14 protein-coding genes are annotated in these 14,898 nt (G+C 69.6%); 8 read left to right on the top strand and 6 right to left on the bottom strand.

The genetic code is table 11. The features are described 5' to 3' along the window. Positions 1-291: 291 nt before the first annotated feature. The 4 genes from ACTWQO_RS04765 to ACTWQO_RS04750 form a co-directional block, all read right to left on the bottom strand. The gene (locus ACTWQO_RS04765) at positions 292-1,101 is read right to left on the bottom strand and encodes an SAM-dependent methyltransferase (RefSeq protein ID WP_443235926.1); all 810 of its coding nucleotides are present in this window, start codon (positions 1,099-1,101) and stop codon (positions 292-294) included. A gap of 32 nt (positions 1,102-1,133) precedes the next feature. Then, entirely contained in the window at positions 1,134-1,661 is a 528-nt protein-coding gene (locus tag ACTWQO_RS04760; protein WP_443235925.1) for a hypothetical protein, read from the bottom strand. 219 nt (positions 1,662-1,880) lie between these two features. Continuing rightward, positions 1,881-2,126, bottom strand: a complete 246-nt coding sequence (locus tag ACTWQO_RS04755; protein WP_301986661.1) for a DUF397 domain-containing protein — start codon at positions 2,124-2,126, stop codon at positions 1,881-1,883. Positions 2,127-2,129: 3 nt separating this feature from the next. Next, positions 2,130-2,951, bottom strand: a complete 822-nt coding sequence (locus ACTWQO_RS04750) for a helix-turn-helix domain-containing protein (RefSeq protein WP_443236004.1) — start codon at positions 2,949-2,951, stop codon at positions 2,130-2,132. A 287-nt stretch (positions 2,952-3,238) separates the two neighbouring features. Here ACTWQO_RS04750 and ACTWQO_RS04745 point away from each other — a divergent pair, with 287 nt between their 5' ends. After that, positions 3,239-4,651, top strand: coding sequence for a hypothetical protein (locus ACTWQO_RS04745; protein WP_443235924.1), 1,413 nt, complete (start codon positions 3,239-3,241; stop codon positions 4,649-4,651). Positions 4,652-4,665: 14 nt separating this feature from the next. On the opposite strand, the gene ACTWQO_RS04740 is transcribed toward ACTWQO_RS04745, so the two are convergent. Continuing rightward, positions 4,666-5,487 (bottom strand): SDR family NAD(P)-dependent oxidoreductase, encoded by an 822-nt coding sequence (locus tag ACTWQO_RS04740; RefSeq protein ID WP_443236003.1) that lies wholly within the window; start codon positions 5,485-5,487, stop codon positions 4,666-4,668. 150 nt (positions 5,488-5,637) lie between these two features. Between ACTWQO_RS04740 and ACTWQO_RS04735 the strand changes: the two genes are divergently transcribed. The 3 genes from ACTWQO_RS04735 to ACTWQO_RS04725 all read left to right on the top strand — a co-directional run bounded on the left by ACTWQO_RS04735 (position 5,638) and on the right by ACTWQO_RS04725 (position 9,404). Then, a complete protein-coding gene (locus tag ACTWQO_RS04735) occupies positions 5,638-6,156 on the top strand; it encodes an ATP-binding protein (protein ID WP_443235923.1) in 519 nt (172 codons plus the stop codon). After that, positions 6,153-6,767 (top strand): DUF6624 domain-containing protein, encoded by a 615-nt coding sequence (locus ACTWQO_RS04730; RefSeq protein WP_443235922.1) that lies wholly within the window; start codon positions 6,153-6,155, stop codon positions 6,765-6,767. The genes ACTWQO_RS04735 and ACTWQO_RS04730 overlap by 4 nt, the downstream gene beginning before the upstream one ends. A 93-nt stretch (positions 6,768-6,860) precedes the next feature. Further along, positions 6,861-9,404 carry a polysaccharide lyase family 8 super-sandwich domain-containing protein gene (locus ACTWQO_RS04725; protein ID WP_443235921.1) on the top strand — a complete coding sequence of 848 codons (2,544 nt, stop codon included), beginning with the start codon at positions 6,861-6,863 and terminating at the stop codon, positions 9,402-9,404. 98 nt (positions 9,405-9,502) lie between these two features. Here ACTWQO_RS04725 and ACTWQO_RS04720 read toward each other — a convergent pair whose 3' ends face one another. Then, positions 9,503-10,639 carry a PQQ-dependent sugar dehydrogenase gene (locus ACTWQO_RS04720; protein ID WP_443235920.1) on the bottom strand — a complete coding sequence of 379 codons (1,137 nt, stop codon included), beginning with the start codon at positions 10,637-10,639 and terminating at the stop codon, positions 9,503-9,505. Between the two features lie 461 nt (positions 10,640-11,100). Here ACTWQO_RS04720 and ACTWQO_RS04715 point away from each other — a divergent pair, with 461 nt between their 5' ends. From ACTWQO_RS04715 to ACTWQO_RS04700, 4 genes are all read left to right on the top strand, one after another. After that, positions 11,101-12,495 carry a prolyl oligopeptidase family serine peptidase gene (locus ACTWQO_RS04715; RefSeq protein ID WP_443235919.1) on the top strand — a complete coding sequence of 465 codons (1,395 nt, stop codon included), beginning with the start codon at positions 11,101-11,103 and terminating at the stop codon, positions 12,493-12,495. Between the two features lie 75 nt (positions 12,496-12,570). After that, on the top strand, positions 12,571-13,494 hold the full coding sequence (locus ACTWQO_RS04710; RefSeq protein WP_443235918.1) for a poly(ethylene terephthalate) hydrolase family protein: 924 nt from the start codon (positions 12,571-12,573) through the stop codon (positions 13,492-13,494). A 64-nt stretch (positions 13,495-13,558) separates the two neighbouring features. Continuing rightward, on the top strand, positions 13,559-14,101 hold the full coding sequence (locus tag ACTWQO_RS04705) for an RNA polymerase sigma factor (protein WP_443235917.1): 543 nt from the start codon (positions 13,559-13,561) through the stop codon (positions 14,099-14,101). Then, positions 14,088-14,828, top strand: a complete 741-nt coding sequence (locus ACTWQO_RS04700) for a hypothetical protein (protein ID WP_443235916.1) — start codon at positions 14,088-14,090, stop codon at positions 14,826-14,828. The genes ACTWQO_RS04705 and ACTWQO_RS04700 overlap by 14 nt, the downstream gene beginning before the upstream one ends. The last annotated feature ends 70 nt before the right edge of the window (positions 14,829-14,898 follow it).

The following is a 14,898-nucleotide window of genomic DNA, read 5'->3' as shown; positions in this document are numbered from 1 at the left end:
ATGTCGAGCACACCCTCACCAAGTCGGGCCAAGCCCTGTGAGGGACGGTCGAGTTGGGGGCCCCGGTGAGATCCTCGGCCGCCCGAGGCTCGTCCACGGCGATGGATCTGAGCATGCTCCACTCGCGCAGCGGGCGCCCAGGTGGCACCCCGCCGCGCTGTCTGCCATCACTTCGTCCTGGTCGGAGCCGTTGAAGGGCCAATGCTCGGCGGGCTCTTCGTCGGGGTGGGTGCCATTCACGAGGGGCGTGCGTTGACTGCCCGCTGACGGGCTTCCTCCGCCTGAGGTCGGTCAGGGCTTGCGGGCCACCCCGCCGTAGACGTCCGTGGGCTTCGGCGTGGTGCCGGGCTCTGCGTGCCACAGGGGGCAGGAGACGATGCCGGGTTCGAGCAGTTCCAGGCCTTCGTAGTACGCGGCGAGCTGCTGAGGGCTGCGCAGGACGTACGGGATGGCGCCGGTGTCGTCGTAGCCCTGCTGGGCCCGCTTGAGTTCCTCGTCCGTGTCCGTGCTGTCGTAGTGCACGAAGTAGCTGCCGGGACACAGGGCCGTCTGGAGGCGGCGGACGATGGACTTGGCCTCCTCGTAGTCCTGGATGTGGCCGAGGATGCCCATCAGCATCAGGGCGACCGGCTGGTCGAAGTCCAGGATCCGGCCCGCCGCTTCGAGGATCTTCTCCGGTTCGTGGAGGTCCGCGTCGACGTACTCGGTGACGCCTTCGGGGGTGCTGGTGAGCAGGGCCTGGGCGTGCCGGAGGACGAGCGGGTCGTTGTCGACGTAGACGATGCGGGACTCGGGTGCCACCCGCTGTGCGACCTGGTGGGTGTTGTCGTACGTGGGCAGGCCGGTGCCGATGTCGAGGAACTGGCGGATGCCGAGATCGCCCGCCACGAAGGTGACGGTGCGGATCAGGTACTGGCGGGAGGCGCGGGCCATGGTCTCGATGTTCGGCGCGGTCTCGCGGTAGGCGTCGCCCGCGATCCGGTCGACCTCGTAGTTGTCCTTGCCCCCCATCCAGTAGTTCCAGATGCGGGCGGAGTGCGGCACCGTGGTGTCGATCTTGGACAGTGCTTCCTGGTCGGGGGCGGGCCGGCCGTCTGCCATGGGAGTTCTCCTGCCGTGCGTCACGAGGTCTGTCACCAACGTACCGTCAACTGCTGCTTCTTCCGCCCGAGTTCGCGGTGCGCGGGGGTGCCGGGGCGGAGCGGCGGGTGGGTGAGGTCGGCCGCGTCGAGGCTGACGACGGGGACGTGTTGGGCGAGGGTCCGCATCGCGCGCGCATAGGCGTCGGCCACCTCGGTGAAGTCCGTGGGGGCGAGACGGGGGAAGCCCGCGGATGCCGTCAGGTGAATGAGGGCGCCGTCGCGTTCTGCCACGGATTCGGCGAAGTCGAGTGCCTGGATCCAGGTCACCCGGGAGTGGCCGCGGCGCAGTGGCCCGTAGACGAGTTCGTGGATGATGCTGCCGTCGAGCGCCACGCGCCCCGGTGCCGCGAGGAGTTCACGGTAGGGCCGGGTCGGATCCACATGGTGCAGACGGTCCGGCAGGTGCTGGATCGGGAAGCCGTGATCGGCCAGAGCGGCGATGAGGCCGTTGCGGGGGATGCCGTCGGCGCCCTCGATGACCAGCGTCCGGTGGCGGAGGAGCGCCTGCGGGAGGTTCATGCCGTCGCCTCGGGACCGACCCGGGTGGTTCGGCGCGGAGCGATGCGGCCCGGGCGGGTGGAAGGCACGGTCCGGCGGGGGAGTCGGGGTGACGCGTGCATACCACTTCCTTCGAGGCGACGGACCTGTCCAGTGTGGTCGGACGACCCGCACGCCGGGAGTGGGCGTGCGGGTTGTCCGGTTGTGCGCGCGTAGTGGTGTGCCGCGTGGGCGGCGGAGTCAGGCGACCAGGAAGTCGGCCTGGCCGGCCTTGGCGCCTTCCAGGAACACGATCATCTCGTCGCGCGAGTAGACCAGCGCGGGACCGTCGGGGTCGGTGGACTGGCGGAAGGCGACGCTGCCGTCGGGCAGTCGCTTGGCCTCGACGCAACTGCCGCCGTTGGTACCGCTCCAGGGCTTGTGCCAGCCCTCGGTGCCCAGATCGGAGGCCGACATACCGCTGTAGATGGGGCCCTTGGATCCCATGGATCACAACTCCTTACGCAGTTCACCCAGGATGGCCCGGGTTCGATCAACCGGCTCCGCCTGCACGGACATCCGGTCCAGTACTTCGAGGTAGGCGCCGACGTCCTCGGGCCGGTCGACATAGACCGCGCCGGCCAGGCTCTCCACGTAGACGATGTCGGGCAGTTCGGAGAATCCGAAGCGAAAGTGGTGGAACGGGCCGAAGGCGCCGGGGTGGGCGCCCGCTGCGAAGCGCATGATCTGGATCCGGACCTTCGGCATGTCCAGGGCCTCGTGCAGCCGGTCGACCTGAGCCCGCATCACCTCGGCCCCGCCGACCGCCCGGCGCAGCACCGTCTCGTCCAGGACGGCCCAGAGGGCGGGCGCGTCCGGCTTGGTGAGCAGGTCCTGGCGTTTGAGTCGCAGGTCGACGCGGCGGGCTGTCTCCTCCTTGGGCTCGTCGGGGAAGCCGACGCGCATCAGCGCTCCGGCGTACTCGTGTGTCTGCAACAGGCCCGGGACGTAGTGGGGTTCGTAGAGACGGATGACCGAGGCTTCGCTCTCCAGGCTCACGTATGCCTTGAACCATTCCGGGAGCACGTCGCGGTACTGGTACCACCACCCGGGCTGGTTCGCCTTGCGGGCCAGGTCGAGGAAGTCCTCGATCTCCGCCGCCGGGACGCCGTAGGTGTGCAGCAACTCCTTCACGTACGGAATGCGCAGCCCTACCTCGGCCTTTTCGATCCGCCGAACCGTGAGCGCCGTGACCTCGATGGCGCGCGCCGCGTCCTCGAAGGACAGTCCGGCCTGTTCCCGCAGCTGCTTCAGCCGCTTGCCGAGGACCATCCGCAGGACGGTGGGTGCACTGCCGCTCGAGCGGTTCTCGGCCACGTCCTACCTCCCTCGGCGGCCATCACAGCGTGCAGTGTGCCACGCGGTCCAAGACACAGACAGAGCGATGCGGATCGATACGAAATTATCAGAACGCCAGTTGCGTATCGAGTATCTACGCGACCATAGTTCTCGTGGGACCTCCCGCGCGGAGCGGCGCGAAGAAGGTCAACTCTGCCCGGGCAGCGGTGACTTGACGGCCCGGCAGGTAGGCGCGGCACACGATCTGATGCGAGACCTGGATGGCCACCGTGACCGACGGACACGCAAGGAGCCCGGGCAAGGGCCCCGCCGGAGGCAATGCGGCACTGGCGACCGCGCTGAAGGAGGCCGGCTGCTCGTACGCCTCCCTCGCCCTTCGGGTCAATGAACTCGGCCACTGCCAGGGCGCCGGCTCCAGCTACGACAAGGCGTCGGTGACCCGCTGGCTGCAGGGACAGCAACCCCGCGGCAGAACACCGGAGTTGATCGCCACCGTGCTGTCCGAGCGGCTCGGCCGCGCCGTGTCACCCGCGGACCTCGGCTTCCATCCCGACCCGCAACGCCCGGTCGTGGCCAGGACGCTCGCGTACGGCGAAGACATGGCGGACACCCTGCACGCGCTCGCCGAACTGGGGTCGACCGACATCTCCCGGCACAGCCTGCTCGGCTCGGTCCCCTTCGTGGCCGGCGCCCTGACCGACCCTCAGCGCGAGTGGCTGCTGTGGCTGCTGGAGAACCGGGACACCGGGCAGCTGACGCCGGTGGCCGACGGCGGCCCCGTCGAACAGGTGCACGCGATGATCGCCATGTTCGACGAGATGGACAACCACTTCGGCGGCGGCGGGGTGCGCACCAGCATCGTGCACTACCTGTCCACCGAGGTCGTCCCGATGCTGCAGCGGCGCGGTACGTCCCCACAGGTGCAGCGCCCCTTGTACACCGCGGCGGCGCGGCTCGCCGCGATGGCCGGCTGGAGCTCGTACGACGCGGGGGAGTACGGGCTGGCGCAGCGCTACATGATCCAGGCGCTGCGCCTGTGCGCCGAGGGCCGCGACCGGGTCCTGGGCGGGCAGATCCTGGCCGGACTGTCCCACCTGGCCACCAGCCTCGGCCGTCCCGACGAGGGGGTGTGCCTGGCCCGCGCGGGCATCGTCACCGCCAAGGAAGCGGGCAGCCCGCTGGGCCTGATGCGCCTGTACGCCATGTCGGCCCGCGGACACGCGTCCCAGGGACACGCGCGCGAAGCCGGCGATGCGCTGCGCCGGGCCGAGCGGCACCTGGACGCCAGCCGTGGTGCCGAACAGGAGTCCCCCTGGGTACGCTTCCTCGACGACCACTATCTGCAGGCCGAATCAGCGCTCTGTTTCCGTGACTTGGGGCTTGCTGCCCAGGCCGAGCGTACGGCGAGGGAGTCGGTGAGCGCCAACGCCGACCGGCGCAGGCGCCAGGCCATCAGCCGCTCCGTACTGGCCACGGCCCACTTGCAGCAGAACCGGCTGGACGAGGCCGTCGGTACCGCCACCGAGGCGCTCGACGCCCTCGCCACCGTGCACAGCGAACGCTCCATACAGGCTCTCCGCGACTTCCGCAGGCGGCTGGAGTCCCGCCGCGATGAACCCCTTGTACGGGATTTCGAGCGCCGGTCCCGCGCGGTGCTGGGGGCGGCGGCGTGAACGGACGGCGGGCCTCAGTACCCGTCCGGAGACGGGGCGTTCTGCGCCCGGTCCACCGGCACATGGGCCCCCGAGACACCGCTCGACCAGTCGGACAGCAGGAACGCCACCACCCGCGCCACCTCCTGCGGCGCAACCGGCTCTCCGCCCGGCAGCTCCGCCGCCGCGAACTCGGCGAACCGTTCGGGATCCTCCCGGCGCATGCGCTCCCAGCGTCGGCCGGGGATGAGCATCGACCCCGGGGAGACGGCGTTCACCCGGATCCCGTCCGGGCCGAGTTCACGGGCGAGCGACGCGGCCAGGTGGATCTGGGCGGACTTCGCGACTCCGTACTGGATGGGCGGTCCCGGCTTCCATCCGGAGATCGACGAGATCACTACGACCGAGCCGCCGCCCGCGTCCCGCAGGTGCGGGATCGCGGCACGCACCAGCCGCACCGCATGGCCGACGTTCAGCTCCCAGGTCGCAGCCCAGTCCACGGCGTCCGTCCGCTCGAAGCCGCCTCCGCGAGAGCCGCCCGCACACGCCACCACCCCGTCAAGGCCGCCGAAACGTTTCGCCGATGCCGCGACGAACTGCTCCAGCCTCTCCGGCTCGGTGACGTCGAGCGCACGGGTGAACAAGCGCCTGCCGTCCTCACCCCGCAGCGACAGCTCCAGCGCCTCCAGGTCACGCGCGGTACGCGCACACGTCGCCACCCGCGCTCCCTCGGCCACCAGCAGCCGTACGATCTGCTCGCCCAGACCCCGTGTGCCACCCGTGACCAGCAGGCGCTTGCCGCGCACGCCGGACCCTCCACGCGGCTCCTCGCGCGCCCCCGCCCGGCTGCCGTGCACGTTCCTCACGCCCTCGAACATACCTCCCGCACCACTACGCACCCGCAACCGGACAACCCGCGCACCCCCTGGTCCGGCCGACTGTCCGGGTTGTTGGCTGCATATGCAGCCAACACATCCCCGACCGCGCTGCACCCACAAGGAGGCTCCATGACGGCACCCAGGGCCCAGCGCCACAAGCCGTCGCCCTCCACGGCACACGTCCCCCACGCAGACCGTGCGCCCCTCGGTCAGCCCCATCCCACCGTGATCCCGGTGAACAGACCTCCCCGCCTCCACACCACGATCCCCGCCGAGCCCTCGCGCGCCGCAGACGTGCGGCACAGGGTCACCGAGCACCTCAGGCAGCTGCGGCTGCCGCCGGAGTACGTGGACAACGCCGTCCTCGCCACGGACGAGTTGTTCGCGAACGCGGTCCAGCACGCGCGTACCGGCCACGGCGACACGGTCACCCTCACCATCGAGTGCAGCGAGTACGAACTCCGGGTGACGGTCGGCGACCACTCGCCGCTCCTGCCGCGGCTGCGTACGGCGGGCGGTGCCGAGGAGTCGGGTCGTGGGCTGGCCATCGTGGCCGCGCTGGCCGATGACTGGGGTGTCGCACCCCCGGAGCCCGGCAGCCCGGGCAAGCGGGTGTGGTTCACGTTGGAGTTGGGGTGGGTGCCGTGACGAGCGTGCTGGGGCGGCAGACGCAGGTGGAGGCCGCGGACGAGAGCCGTCTCGCCGGTACGTCGGTGCGCTCCGACGACGACGCTGCAGGTACCGAGACAGCAGACCCGTTGCTGCCGTTAGCGGCTGCCTTGGCCGCGGAACTGCTGCACCGGGCCGATCACGAGCGGGACCTCATGCGGCGGGCGCAGGCCGACCCCACCCCGCAGCGGCGGTCCGAGATCGTCGCGTGCCGCCGCGCCAACGCCGACGCGCTGAAGGCCGTCGTGCACCGCCACGGCTGGCCCTCCGCCGACCGGGTGGGCGCCCCCGCCTCGACCGCGGCCCTGATGATCCTGCTGCACGCCCCGGACCTCGACTTCCAGCTCTCCTGCCGGGACCTGATCGCCCAGGCCACGCTGGACGGCCGCTGCCCCGGCGTTCATCTCGCGTACATCGCCGACCACTGCGCCGTCGAGCAGCGCCTGCCGCAGTTCTACGGCACCCGGGTCAATCCGGCCACGCTGCGCCCGTACCCGATACGCCAGCCGGAAAGCCTCGACGAACGCCGCCGCGATGTCGGCCTGGGGCCGCTGGAGGAGCAGATGGCGGCGCTGCGACACGGTTGCTGAGACACATCCGCGACGCCACCCTCGTATCACGCGCGTGCGTCGAGCAACTGGTCTGAACAACTCCACCACGCCCCTTCGCCGATGGAGGACGCCATGGACATCACCCGCAGACGCCTGTTGTCAGTGCTGTCGGCTGTTGGGCTGGTGGCGGGGATTCCCTCCGGGTCGGCGAGCGCGGAGGAGGCCGCTGCGGGCATGGCACGGATTCTGGCCAACACGGTGGCGGTCTTCGCCGGGACCGCCGAGTCCAATTCCCGGCCGGAGACGGCCGCCAAGGTGGCGACCGTTCACGAGACCGCGCGGGCGAATCTGAGGTCGATGGATGATGCCGGCGCGGGCGAGCTGTTCGCCGGTCTGGTGCTCGGCGCCGACCCGGCCCGCCTGGACACCGCCTTCCGGCGGCTGTATGAGATCGCGCTCGCCACCCGCACACCGGGCGCCGCCGATTCGGACCTGTTCGGGAACACCGCCGTGCAGCGTCGGGTGATCGACGGTCTCGTGTGGCTGCATGAGCGCTACTACGGCGACCAGTCCCAGGGCTACTACGGCAACTGGTTCCACTGGGAGATCGGTCTGTCGCAGCACATCAGCAGGACTCTCGTGTTCCTCGCGGACCAGGTGCGGGGCCACCACCCGGACCTCCCGCGCATGTACGTCGCCTCGATGGACGCCTATCTCCGCAACGGCATCGACGGGGACGTGAACCTCGACTCGCGCTTCCACACCGGCGCCAACCTCGCAGACATCACCACGAACCGGATCCTGCAGGGCGCGCTGCTCGACGACGACGCCCGCATCCGCAAGGCCCTCACCGACCAGTCGACGGTCTTCGCCACCATCGACCCGTACCACCTCAACCACGGTGTCACGGACGGCCATTACGCCGACGGCTCATTCATCCAGCACGCCTCGGTGGCCTACACCGGCTCGTACGGCAAGGGCCTGCTGACCCGTGTCGTGCAGACCCTCAAGATCCTCGACGGCTCGGGCTTCGCACATGGTCAGGACCTGGTGTCGACGGTCCAGGGCTGGGTGCGGAACGGCTTCGCCCCGCTCATCTTCGAGGGCTGGATGATGGAGATCGTCAAGGGGAGGGCGGTCTCGCGGACGAACACCGGCTACAGCGATGTCGCCGTGGTCGTCGAGGCCGTAGTCGATCTGTCGTCGCTCGCGGACGGCGCCGACGCCGCCGCCCTGAAGAGCTACGTCAAGCACATCCGGTCGACCTCGCGCACGGCTCCCGACCCTTCCGGTTTCGTCTCCCCGGTCAGCATCGTGCGGTACGCCGACATCATCGGCGACGCGACCATCCCGCCCGCGGACCTGGGCCCCGCCTCGCGCAGCCTCGCCTTCAACGCGATGGACAGGACCGTGCACCGCAGACCCGGATACGCCTTCGCGCTCGCCCGCAGTTCCGACCGGATCAGCAAGTACGAGTACATGAACGGCGAGAACCTCATGCCATGGTTCCAAGGGGACGGGGCGTACTACCTCTACCTCTCCGGACAGGACCAGACCCAGGCGTACGGCATCGACTACTTCACCACGGTCTCCCCGTACGGCCTCGCCGGCGTCACCGCACCGGTCGAGCAGCGGCACACGATCCCCGAGCTGTACGGGAAGCCGTACTACGACAATCCCGGCCACCCGCTGAACTTCACCTCGTCCTCCGAGTCGCAGAACACGTACGTCTACTTCCCGCGCGGCACCAACCGGCACTCCGGCGGCGCTGTCCTCGGGACGTATGGGGCGGCCGGGATGGTGCAGTCCTCCGATGTCGCCCACCGCGACAAGGCGGCAGGTCTGCTGCCGGACGATTTCATCGTCTACGGCAATGCGACCGCGACGAAGTCGTGGTTCCTGCTCGACGAGGAGATCGTGGTGCTCGCGGCGGGGGTCGGGGACAGCGCCGGGCGGGCCGTGACCACGACCGTCGACGCCCGTATGGCCGCGCCGGACGACCAGGTCTCCGTCACCGGGAGGCTCCGTGACGGCCGTTCCTGGACCGGCACGGGCACCGGCGACCTGCGCTGGCTGCGCTACGCCAATGCCACGCAGCGGACCTCCGTCGGCTATGTCTTCCTCGACACTCCGCCGGTGCGGGTCGCCCTGGACGAGGTCACCCGGAGCCGCCGGGTCGTGCGCACCTCGAACCCCGACAACGCCGTGACCCGCAGCGTGTTCGGTGTCACGGTCGACCAGGCCCCTGGAGCACAACTCGCCCGCCTGGCCTACGCGTTGGTGCCGAAAGCGGGGGAGACCCGACTCCAGACGTACCGGCACGGACCGCTGAAGGTCCTGGCGAACACCTCGGGCCTCCAGGCCATCACCCACACCGGCCTCGGCATGACGGCCGCCAACAGCTTCACGCCCGGCCGCCACGAGACTGCCGGGCTACGCATCGAGGGGCCCGCCTCGGTGATGGTGCGGCGCGAGCGGCACGGCCCGACCACCATCGCCGTGTCCGACCCGACCATGGACCGGGACACGGTCGGCGTCCTCCTGCACGGCCGGCCGCTGCGCGCGGTCACGTCCGACGCCGGAGTTCGCGTGAGGTCGGTCCGGGGCGGGACCCGCCTGGAGTTCGACACCCGGCACGCGTACGGCCGGAGCCTTACGGTCGTACTGCGCGGCTGAAAGCGTGCCGCATCGTGCGGTTGGCCGACCGGAGATCGCGAAGGCGCTCCGGCCGGCCTGGATGACACTCGCCGCTCGGCGACTGCTTCCGGTAGCCGTCAAGCCGGGTCGATGCGGGAGACGCTGCCGCCTATGGCGAGAACGTACAGCTCGCCATTGCCGCCCTGTACGAACGAGACGACCTCACCGCCGTCGACACCGAGGTCGTTCACGCCGGTCACCTTGCCGTTCTCCAGCTGCAGAGAGCGGACGGTGCCGTCGCAGTAGTCGCTGAACACGTACTGACCCTTGAGGTCCGGGATCGCGTTGCCCCGGTAGACGTATCCGCCGGTCACCGAGCAGCCCAGCCCGCTGCGGTCGTACTCGTGGATCGGCGGCACGTGGTTCGCGGGCTCCGTGCCGCCCCGGAAGGGATGGTTGCCCTCCATCTGGGACCAGCCGTAGTTCTCGCCGCCCTTGCTGCTCGCCGGGGCCCAGTCGATCTCCTCCCAGGCGTTCTGGCCGACGTCACCGATCAGCAGGTCGCCCGTGCCCGCGTCGAAGGAGAACCGCCACGGGTTGCGCAGCCCGTACGCCCAGATCTCGTCCTTGGCGTTCGGGTCGTCCACGAACGGGTTGTCCGGCGGGATCGCGTACGGTGTGCCGCCGGTCGGGTCGATGCGCAGGAGCTTGCCGAGCAGCGTGCCGAGGTTCTGCCCGTTGCCGTGCGGGTCGCCGCCCGAGCCTCCGTCGCCGAACGCGATGTAGAGGTAGCCGTCGGGGCCGAACGTGATGTCGCCGCCGTTGTGGTTGGCGTAGGGCTGCGTCTGGGTGAGGACGGTGCGCCGGGTGTCCGGCTGGATCTTGCCGTCCCGTACGGCGAACTCGTCCACGGTGCTGGTGCCTTCGAGGTTCGTGAACGAGATGTAGAAGTGCGCGAACTCCTTGTCGAACGCGATGCCGAGCAGGCCGCGTTCGCCGTCGGTGGTGGTCTCGCCGGAGATGTCGAGGACGGGCTCGCCGAGCCCTTGATCGTCCAAGGCCCTTACGGTGCCTGCGCGTTCGGCGATCCAGACCGTGCCTCCGGGACCGGCGGCGCCGGCGGTCGGATTCTTGGCCGTGGCCACATTCTTGAGGGCGACCTTCGCTGCCTGCCGTGGGGTGGCGGGCTCGCCGGCGGACGCCGTGGCTAACGAGAGGGACGCGACGAGGCAGACGGTGCCGATGATCGCCGCGCTTCTGGTGCGTACTTTCACCGTGATCCTCCTGGAGGCGGTGAACGGGGAGGTCACCCGGCTGCTTGGGCAGGTTCAGGGGTGTCGCCCGCGCCAGCACGCAACCTGGGTGGGGGGATGGTGTGCTACTGGCTATGGATGAGGATATTGGGACAGGGGCGCCTGGAGTAGACCAGGACACGCCACGGTGTGCCGGTCCTGACCCGGAGCAGACGATCTGCCCGGCGACACGCAGGACCTCGACGCCCGCCGCGGTCAACTGCACGTTGCGGGGGTCCCGTTCCAGAGTTGATTGATGCGCTGGGCGCATGAACAGATCTCGGTTTGATGCTGGACACCGATCCGCCGGTGCTCCGAAACTCTCGCGTAACACCTCTCGGCCTGACTCAGCCCACCTCAGCTCCGCCCACCGGAGCAGGGCGGACGGATTCACACGCACCAGGCACCCGGTCCGGGTGCCCCACCGACCGAGACGAGGAGTGATGAGACGGATCACCAGACGCACGGCGCTCGCAGTCACAGCGGGTGCGGTCGCGGCGCCGGCCGTGGGCACGGCTACCGCCGCGGCCGCCGACACCACGACAGCCACATCCCAAGGACGACAAGCGACCTCCGGGCGCAATCCGGTCCTGCGAACGGACCTCGTCACGCGGGTGACGCCGAGGAACAACTGGCTGGTGACAGCCGTCGCCCTCCAGTACTCGCATCCCCTCGACCTGCGCGGCGGGGTGATCCCGCCCTCGGCCTTCCAGGTGAAGGCCACTGTGGGCGGGCAGACGGCGGCTCGCACGGTGACCCGGGTCTACTCCAACTCCACCGCCGAAGTGGACGACCGATCTCGCCCAGGACGGCCGGGCGACCGCCTGATCATTGAACTCGACCCGAACGACGCCAACGCGCGGGCGGCCGGCACCGATCCCCTTCCGCTCGACCGCGCGTACTCCGTGAGACAGGTGGAGGACGTGCGTACCCCGGGAGGCGAACTCGTACTCAAGGCTGGTCCGTTCGCGAGCAGGAACGACGACGTCATCACTCCCGTGGTCGACGACTTCGCCGCCGGCTCCTTCACCGACTCCGCAGGCTTCGAACTGGACTTCCGGCTGTACCAGCCCGAGGGATTCGTACGGAACCCGCAGACGCCCAAGCGGTACCCGCTCGTCGTCACGCTGCACGGCGGTGGCGAAGTCGCGGACAACAACATGACCCAGCTCACCTCCAACCGGATCGCGGTCACGTTCGCCAAACCGGAACGACAGCGCCGCGACCCCGCGTTCGTCCTCTCTCCGCAGATCCCCCTGCCCCGTCCCATGGACGGACCCGACGGCACGGACTGGACCGACGCCAAGGTCCAGGCCGCTCTGATCGAACTCATAGACACCTTCGTGAGCGAGCACTCCCGCAACGTGGACACAGCCCGGCTCTATCTCGTCGGCCTGTCCTCGGGTGGGCGCGGTATCTACAGCCTGCTGGCGAAGCGCCCCGACGTGTTCGCGGCTGCGCTGCCCACGGCCGGCTGGGGCGACCCGGCCGCCATGGAAAGGATCACGCACATCCCGATCTGGGCCGACCACTCCATCGACGACCCGGTCGTCCCCTACCGGGAGGGCCGGTTCGGCAAGCCCGGCACCTGGACACTGATGAACGCGCTGGAGAGCGCAGGCGTACGGGTCACCCGTGGAGAGTGGGCCAACGATCTGCCGAAGGCGCAATTCGAGGCCCGGTCCCGGGCGCTCCTACGCCAGGCCCGCGCCACGCGCAGCCACGTCCTGTTCACGAGCTACACGCCCGGAACGACACCGGTGAACCCGCACCTCTCATGGGCCCAGACGTATGAGAACGACGTGGTCATCGACTGGCTCTTCGAACAGTCCCGATAGCCGTCGAACGCCGCGCCCCTTCGCACACCCCGCTGTCCGGCTACCGCGCCCTCACCGCTATCCGGAGGTAAAGCAATGCGTCCATCCAGTCGTTCCGCTCACACGACCGCGCCGTTACGGACCCGACCTCGCGCCCTGACGGCGCTGATCGCCCTGGCGACCACCATCGGCTTGGCGCTGACTCTGCTGACAGCCGCCGCCCCACCGGCGGCCGCAGCTGTCCCGGACCCGACGACCGCCTCCCTGGAGGCCACCAACGGGCCGCTGACCACCGCCACTTACACCGTTCCCCGCCCAACCGGGTACGGCTCCGGCACGGTCACGTACCCCACGGCCAGTGGCTCGTACCCTGGCGTCGTACTGATGCCCGGCTATCAGGGCACACAGCAGAACCTGCAGTGGCTCGCACCGCGCCTCGCCTCCTGGGGCTTCGTCGTCATCAACGTCGGCACCAACACACTCACCGACGATCCCGCATCGCGCGGTCGCCAGATCACTGCCGCCGGCACCCAGTTGCTCGCGCTCGGCGGCGCCCCCGGCAATCCGATATCCGGGAAGGTCAACGGCACGCTCGGGGCGGTCGGTCACTCGATGGGCGGCGGGGGCGTCATGGCGGCACTCCGGGACGACTCGCGCTTCCGGGCGGGCGTGCCCACGGCCCCGTACTACCCGAACCAGAACTTCTCCGCGGTCACCGATCCCACGTTCTTCCTGACCTGTCAAAGCGACCCCGTCGCCCACGGCAACAGCTACGCGGTGCCCTGGTACAACTCCATGTCCCGGGCCGAGAAGCTCTACATCGAGGTTCCGGGCGACCATCTGTGCCCGATGACAGGCTCCGGCAACAAGGCCAAGCAGGGCAAGTGGATCGTGTCGTTCCTCAGTCTCTGGCTGCGTGCCGACACCCGTTTCAGCCCGTTCCTGTGCGGTCCCGTACGTGACGCCGACAAGAACAACACATCCCTGGTCACGCGCTGGATGGACACCTGCCCGTTCTGACCACAGAAGAAGAGTGTCGCTGCCGGTTGGTAAGCGACCGAGTGATGCCGGACATTGCTTGGCTATGGATGCGGATGAATCCAGTGAGCGGCTGGAGCAGTTGTTCCGGCAGACGTTTCGTCGGGTGATGGCGTACTGCCTGCGCCGGGCCGGTGACGCGGCGGCGCACGACGCCGTGGCAGAGGTCTATGCGGTGGCGTGGCGCCGGCGACGTCATCTGCCCGACGACGGTGAAGAGGCGGTGCTGTGGCTGTTGGGCATCGCGCGACGCGTGCTGGCCAACCAGGCGCGCAGCCAACGGCGTTGGTCCCGACTGCTGCTGAGAGTGGCGGAGCAGCCGGATCCCCCGCGCCCACGCCACCAGGAGCATGACGCCGGCGATGAGCTCTTGGCCGCCCTGGAGCGAGGGTCGGCCGCCGATCGGGAGCTGTTGCGCCTGGCCTACTGGGACGACCTGTCCCGCCATGAGATCGCGGGGGTCCTCGGCATCTCCGTCGGTGCCGTCGACACACGCCTGCACCGGGCCCGGCAGCGGCTGAAGGAACGGCTCGCAGCCTCGAGCTCCAACCCGCATGCGACCAAGGAGAAGGATCATGCTGAGCGATGACGAACTCGTCCGGATGCTCCGGACCCGCGATCCCCACCCTGACCCGTCGGAGACCGACCCGGACTCGCCGCTCGCCGACCGGATCCTTGCCCGGGTGCGCGAGCGTACGCGGCGGCGGCGCAAGCGCACGATGGTCGTGGTTCCCGTGGTTGCCCTGGCCTTGGTCGGTGGTACCGCCGCGACCTATGCGTGGGTCGCCGGTGACGGTGAGGGGCACACGCTCGACTCGAGCGGGCTGAACTGCGTGGGATCCGAGCAGTCCGACGCCGTGACCGGGTTCGATCCCGCCGCCGACGACCCGATCAAGGTGTGCCGGCAGCTGTGGCAGGAGTCCTTCGGGAAGCCGGCGCCGGAGAGGCTCACCGCCTGCGTCGACAGCTCCGAGCAGGGATCGATCGAGGTCTACCCCGGCGGTCGGGACCAGTGCACACGCCACCGCGCGGATCCGTACCGCGGACCGACCCGTGAGCAGCTGAACCTTGCCCACTTCCGAACCGAACTCAGGGAGCGCTTCGCCGAACGCGACTGCGTCGGCCACCCGGAGTTCCGGGACGTGGTCAGCGAGCTCCTCGCCAAGCACCGTCTCACCGGCTGGTCGGCAGGCCACTTCCAGACCGCTGACAAGGAGCCGGAAGGTCCCTGCGCGGAGGTTTCCTACATCGACGAGCCGGAGCGGAAGATCTGGCTCGGAGACGCCAAGGCAGGCGACCCGATCTACGTGCCGTAGACGAGCCCCTGATGGTGGCCGTGGGCTGCGAAGGCGAGGTGGACATCGCGGCCCCGGTCGGCAACGCACC

It is taken from the genome of Streptomyces sp. 4N124 (assembly GCF_052245395.1).
GTDB lineage: Bacteria > Actinomycetota > Actinomycetes > Streptomycetales > Streptomycetaceae > Streptomyces.
The sequence above is the reverse complement of the archived record's forward strand: the minus strand, read 5'-3'. Positions and strand labels throughout refer to the sequence as shown.

Excerpts from the sequence above, each read along its gene's own strand:
- ACTWQO_RS04765 (WP_443235926.1), bottom strand. The coding sequence starts at position 1,101 with ATGGCAGACGGCCGGCCCGCCCCCGACCAGGAAGCACTGTCCAAGATC.
- ACTWQO_RS04760 (WP_443235925.1), bottom strand. The coding sequence starts at position 1,661 with ATGAACCTCCCGCAGGCGCTCCTCCGCCACCGGACGCTGGTCATCGAG.
- ACTWQO_RS04755 (WP_301986661.1), bottom strand. The coding sequence starts at position 2,126 with ATGGGATCCAAGGGCCCCATCTACAGCGGTATGTCGGCCTCCGATCTG.
- ACTWQO_RS04750 (WP_443236004.1), bottom strand. The coding sequence starts at position 2,951 with ATGGTCCTCGGCAAGCGGCTGAAGCAGCTGCGGGAACAGGCCGGACTG.
- ACTWQO_RS04745 (WP_443235924.1), top strand. The coding sequence starts at position 3,239 with ATGGCCACCGTGACCGACGGACACGCAAGGAGCCCGGGCAAGGGCCCC.
- ACTWQO_RS04735 (WP_443235923.1), top strand. The coding sequence starts at position 5,638 with ATGACGGCACCCAGGGCCCAGCGCCACAAGCCGTCGCCCTCCACGGCA.
- ACTWQO_RS04725 (WP_443235921.1), top strand. The coding sequence starts at position 6,861 with ATGGACATCACCCGCAGACGCCTGTTGTCAGTGCTGTCGGCTGTTGGG.
- ACTWQO_RS04715 (WP_443235919.1), top strand. The coding sequence starts at position 11,101 with ATGAGACGGATCACCAGACGCACGGCGCTCGCAGTCACAGCGGGTGCG.
- ACTWQO_RS04710 (WP_443235918.1), top strand. The coding sequence starts at position 12,571 with ATGCGTCCATCCAGTCGTTCCGCTCACACGACCGCGCCGTTACGGACC.
- ACTWQO_RS04705 (WP_443235917.1), top strand. The coding sequence starts at position 13,559 with ATGGATGCGGATGAATCCAGTGAGCGGCTGGAGCAGTTGTTCCGGCAG.
- ACTWQO_RS04700 (WP_443235916.1), top strand. The coding sequence starts at position 14,088 with ATGCTGAGCGATGACGAACTCGTCCGGATGCTCCGGACCCGCGATCCC.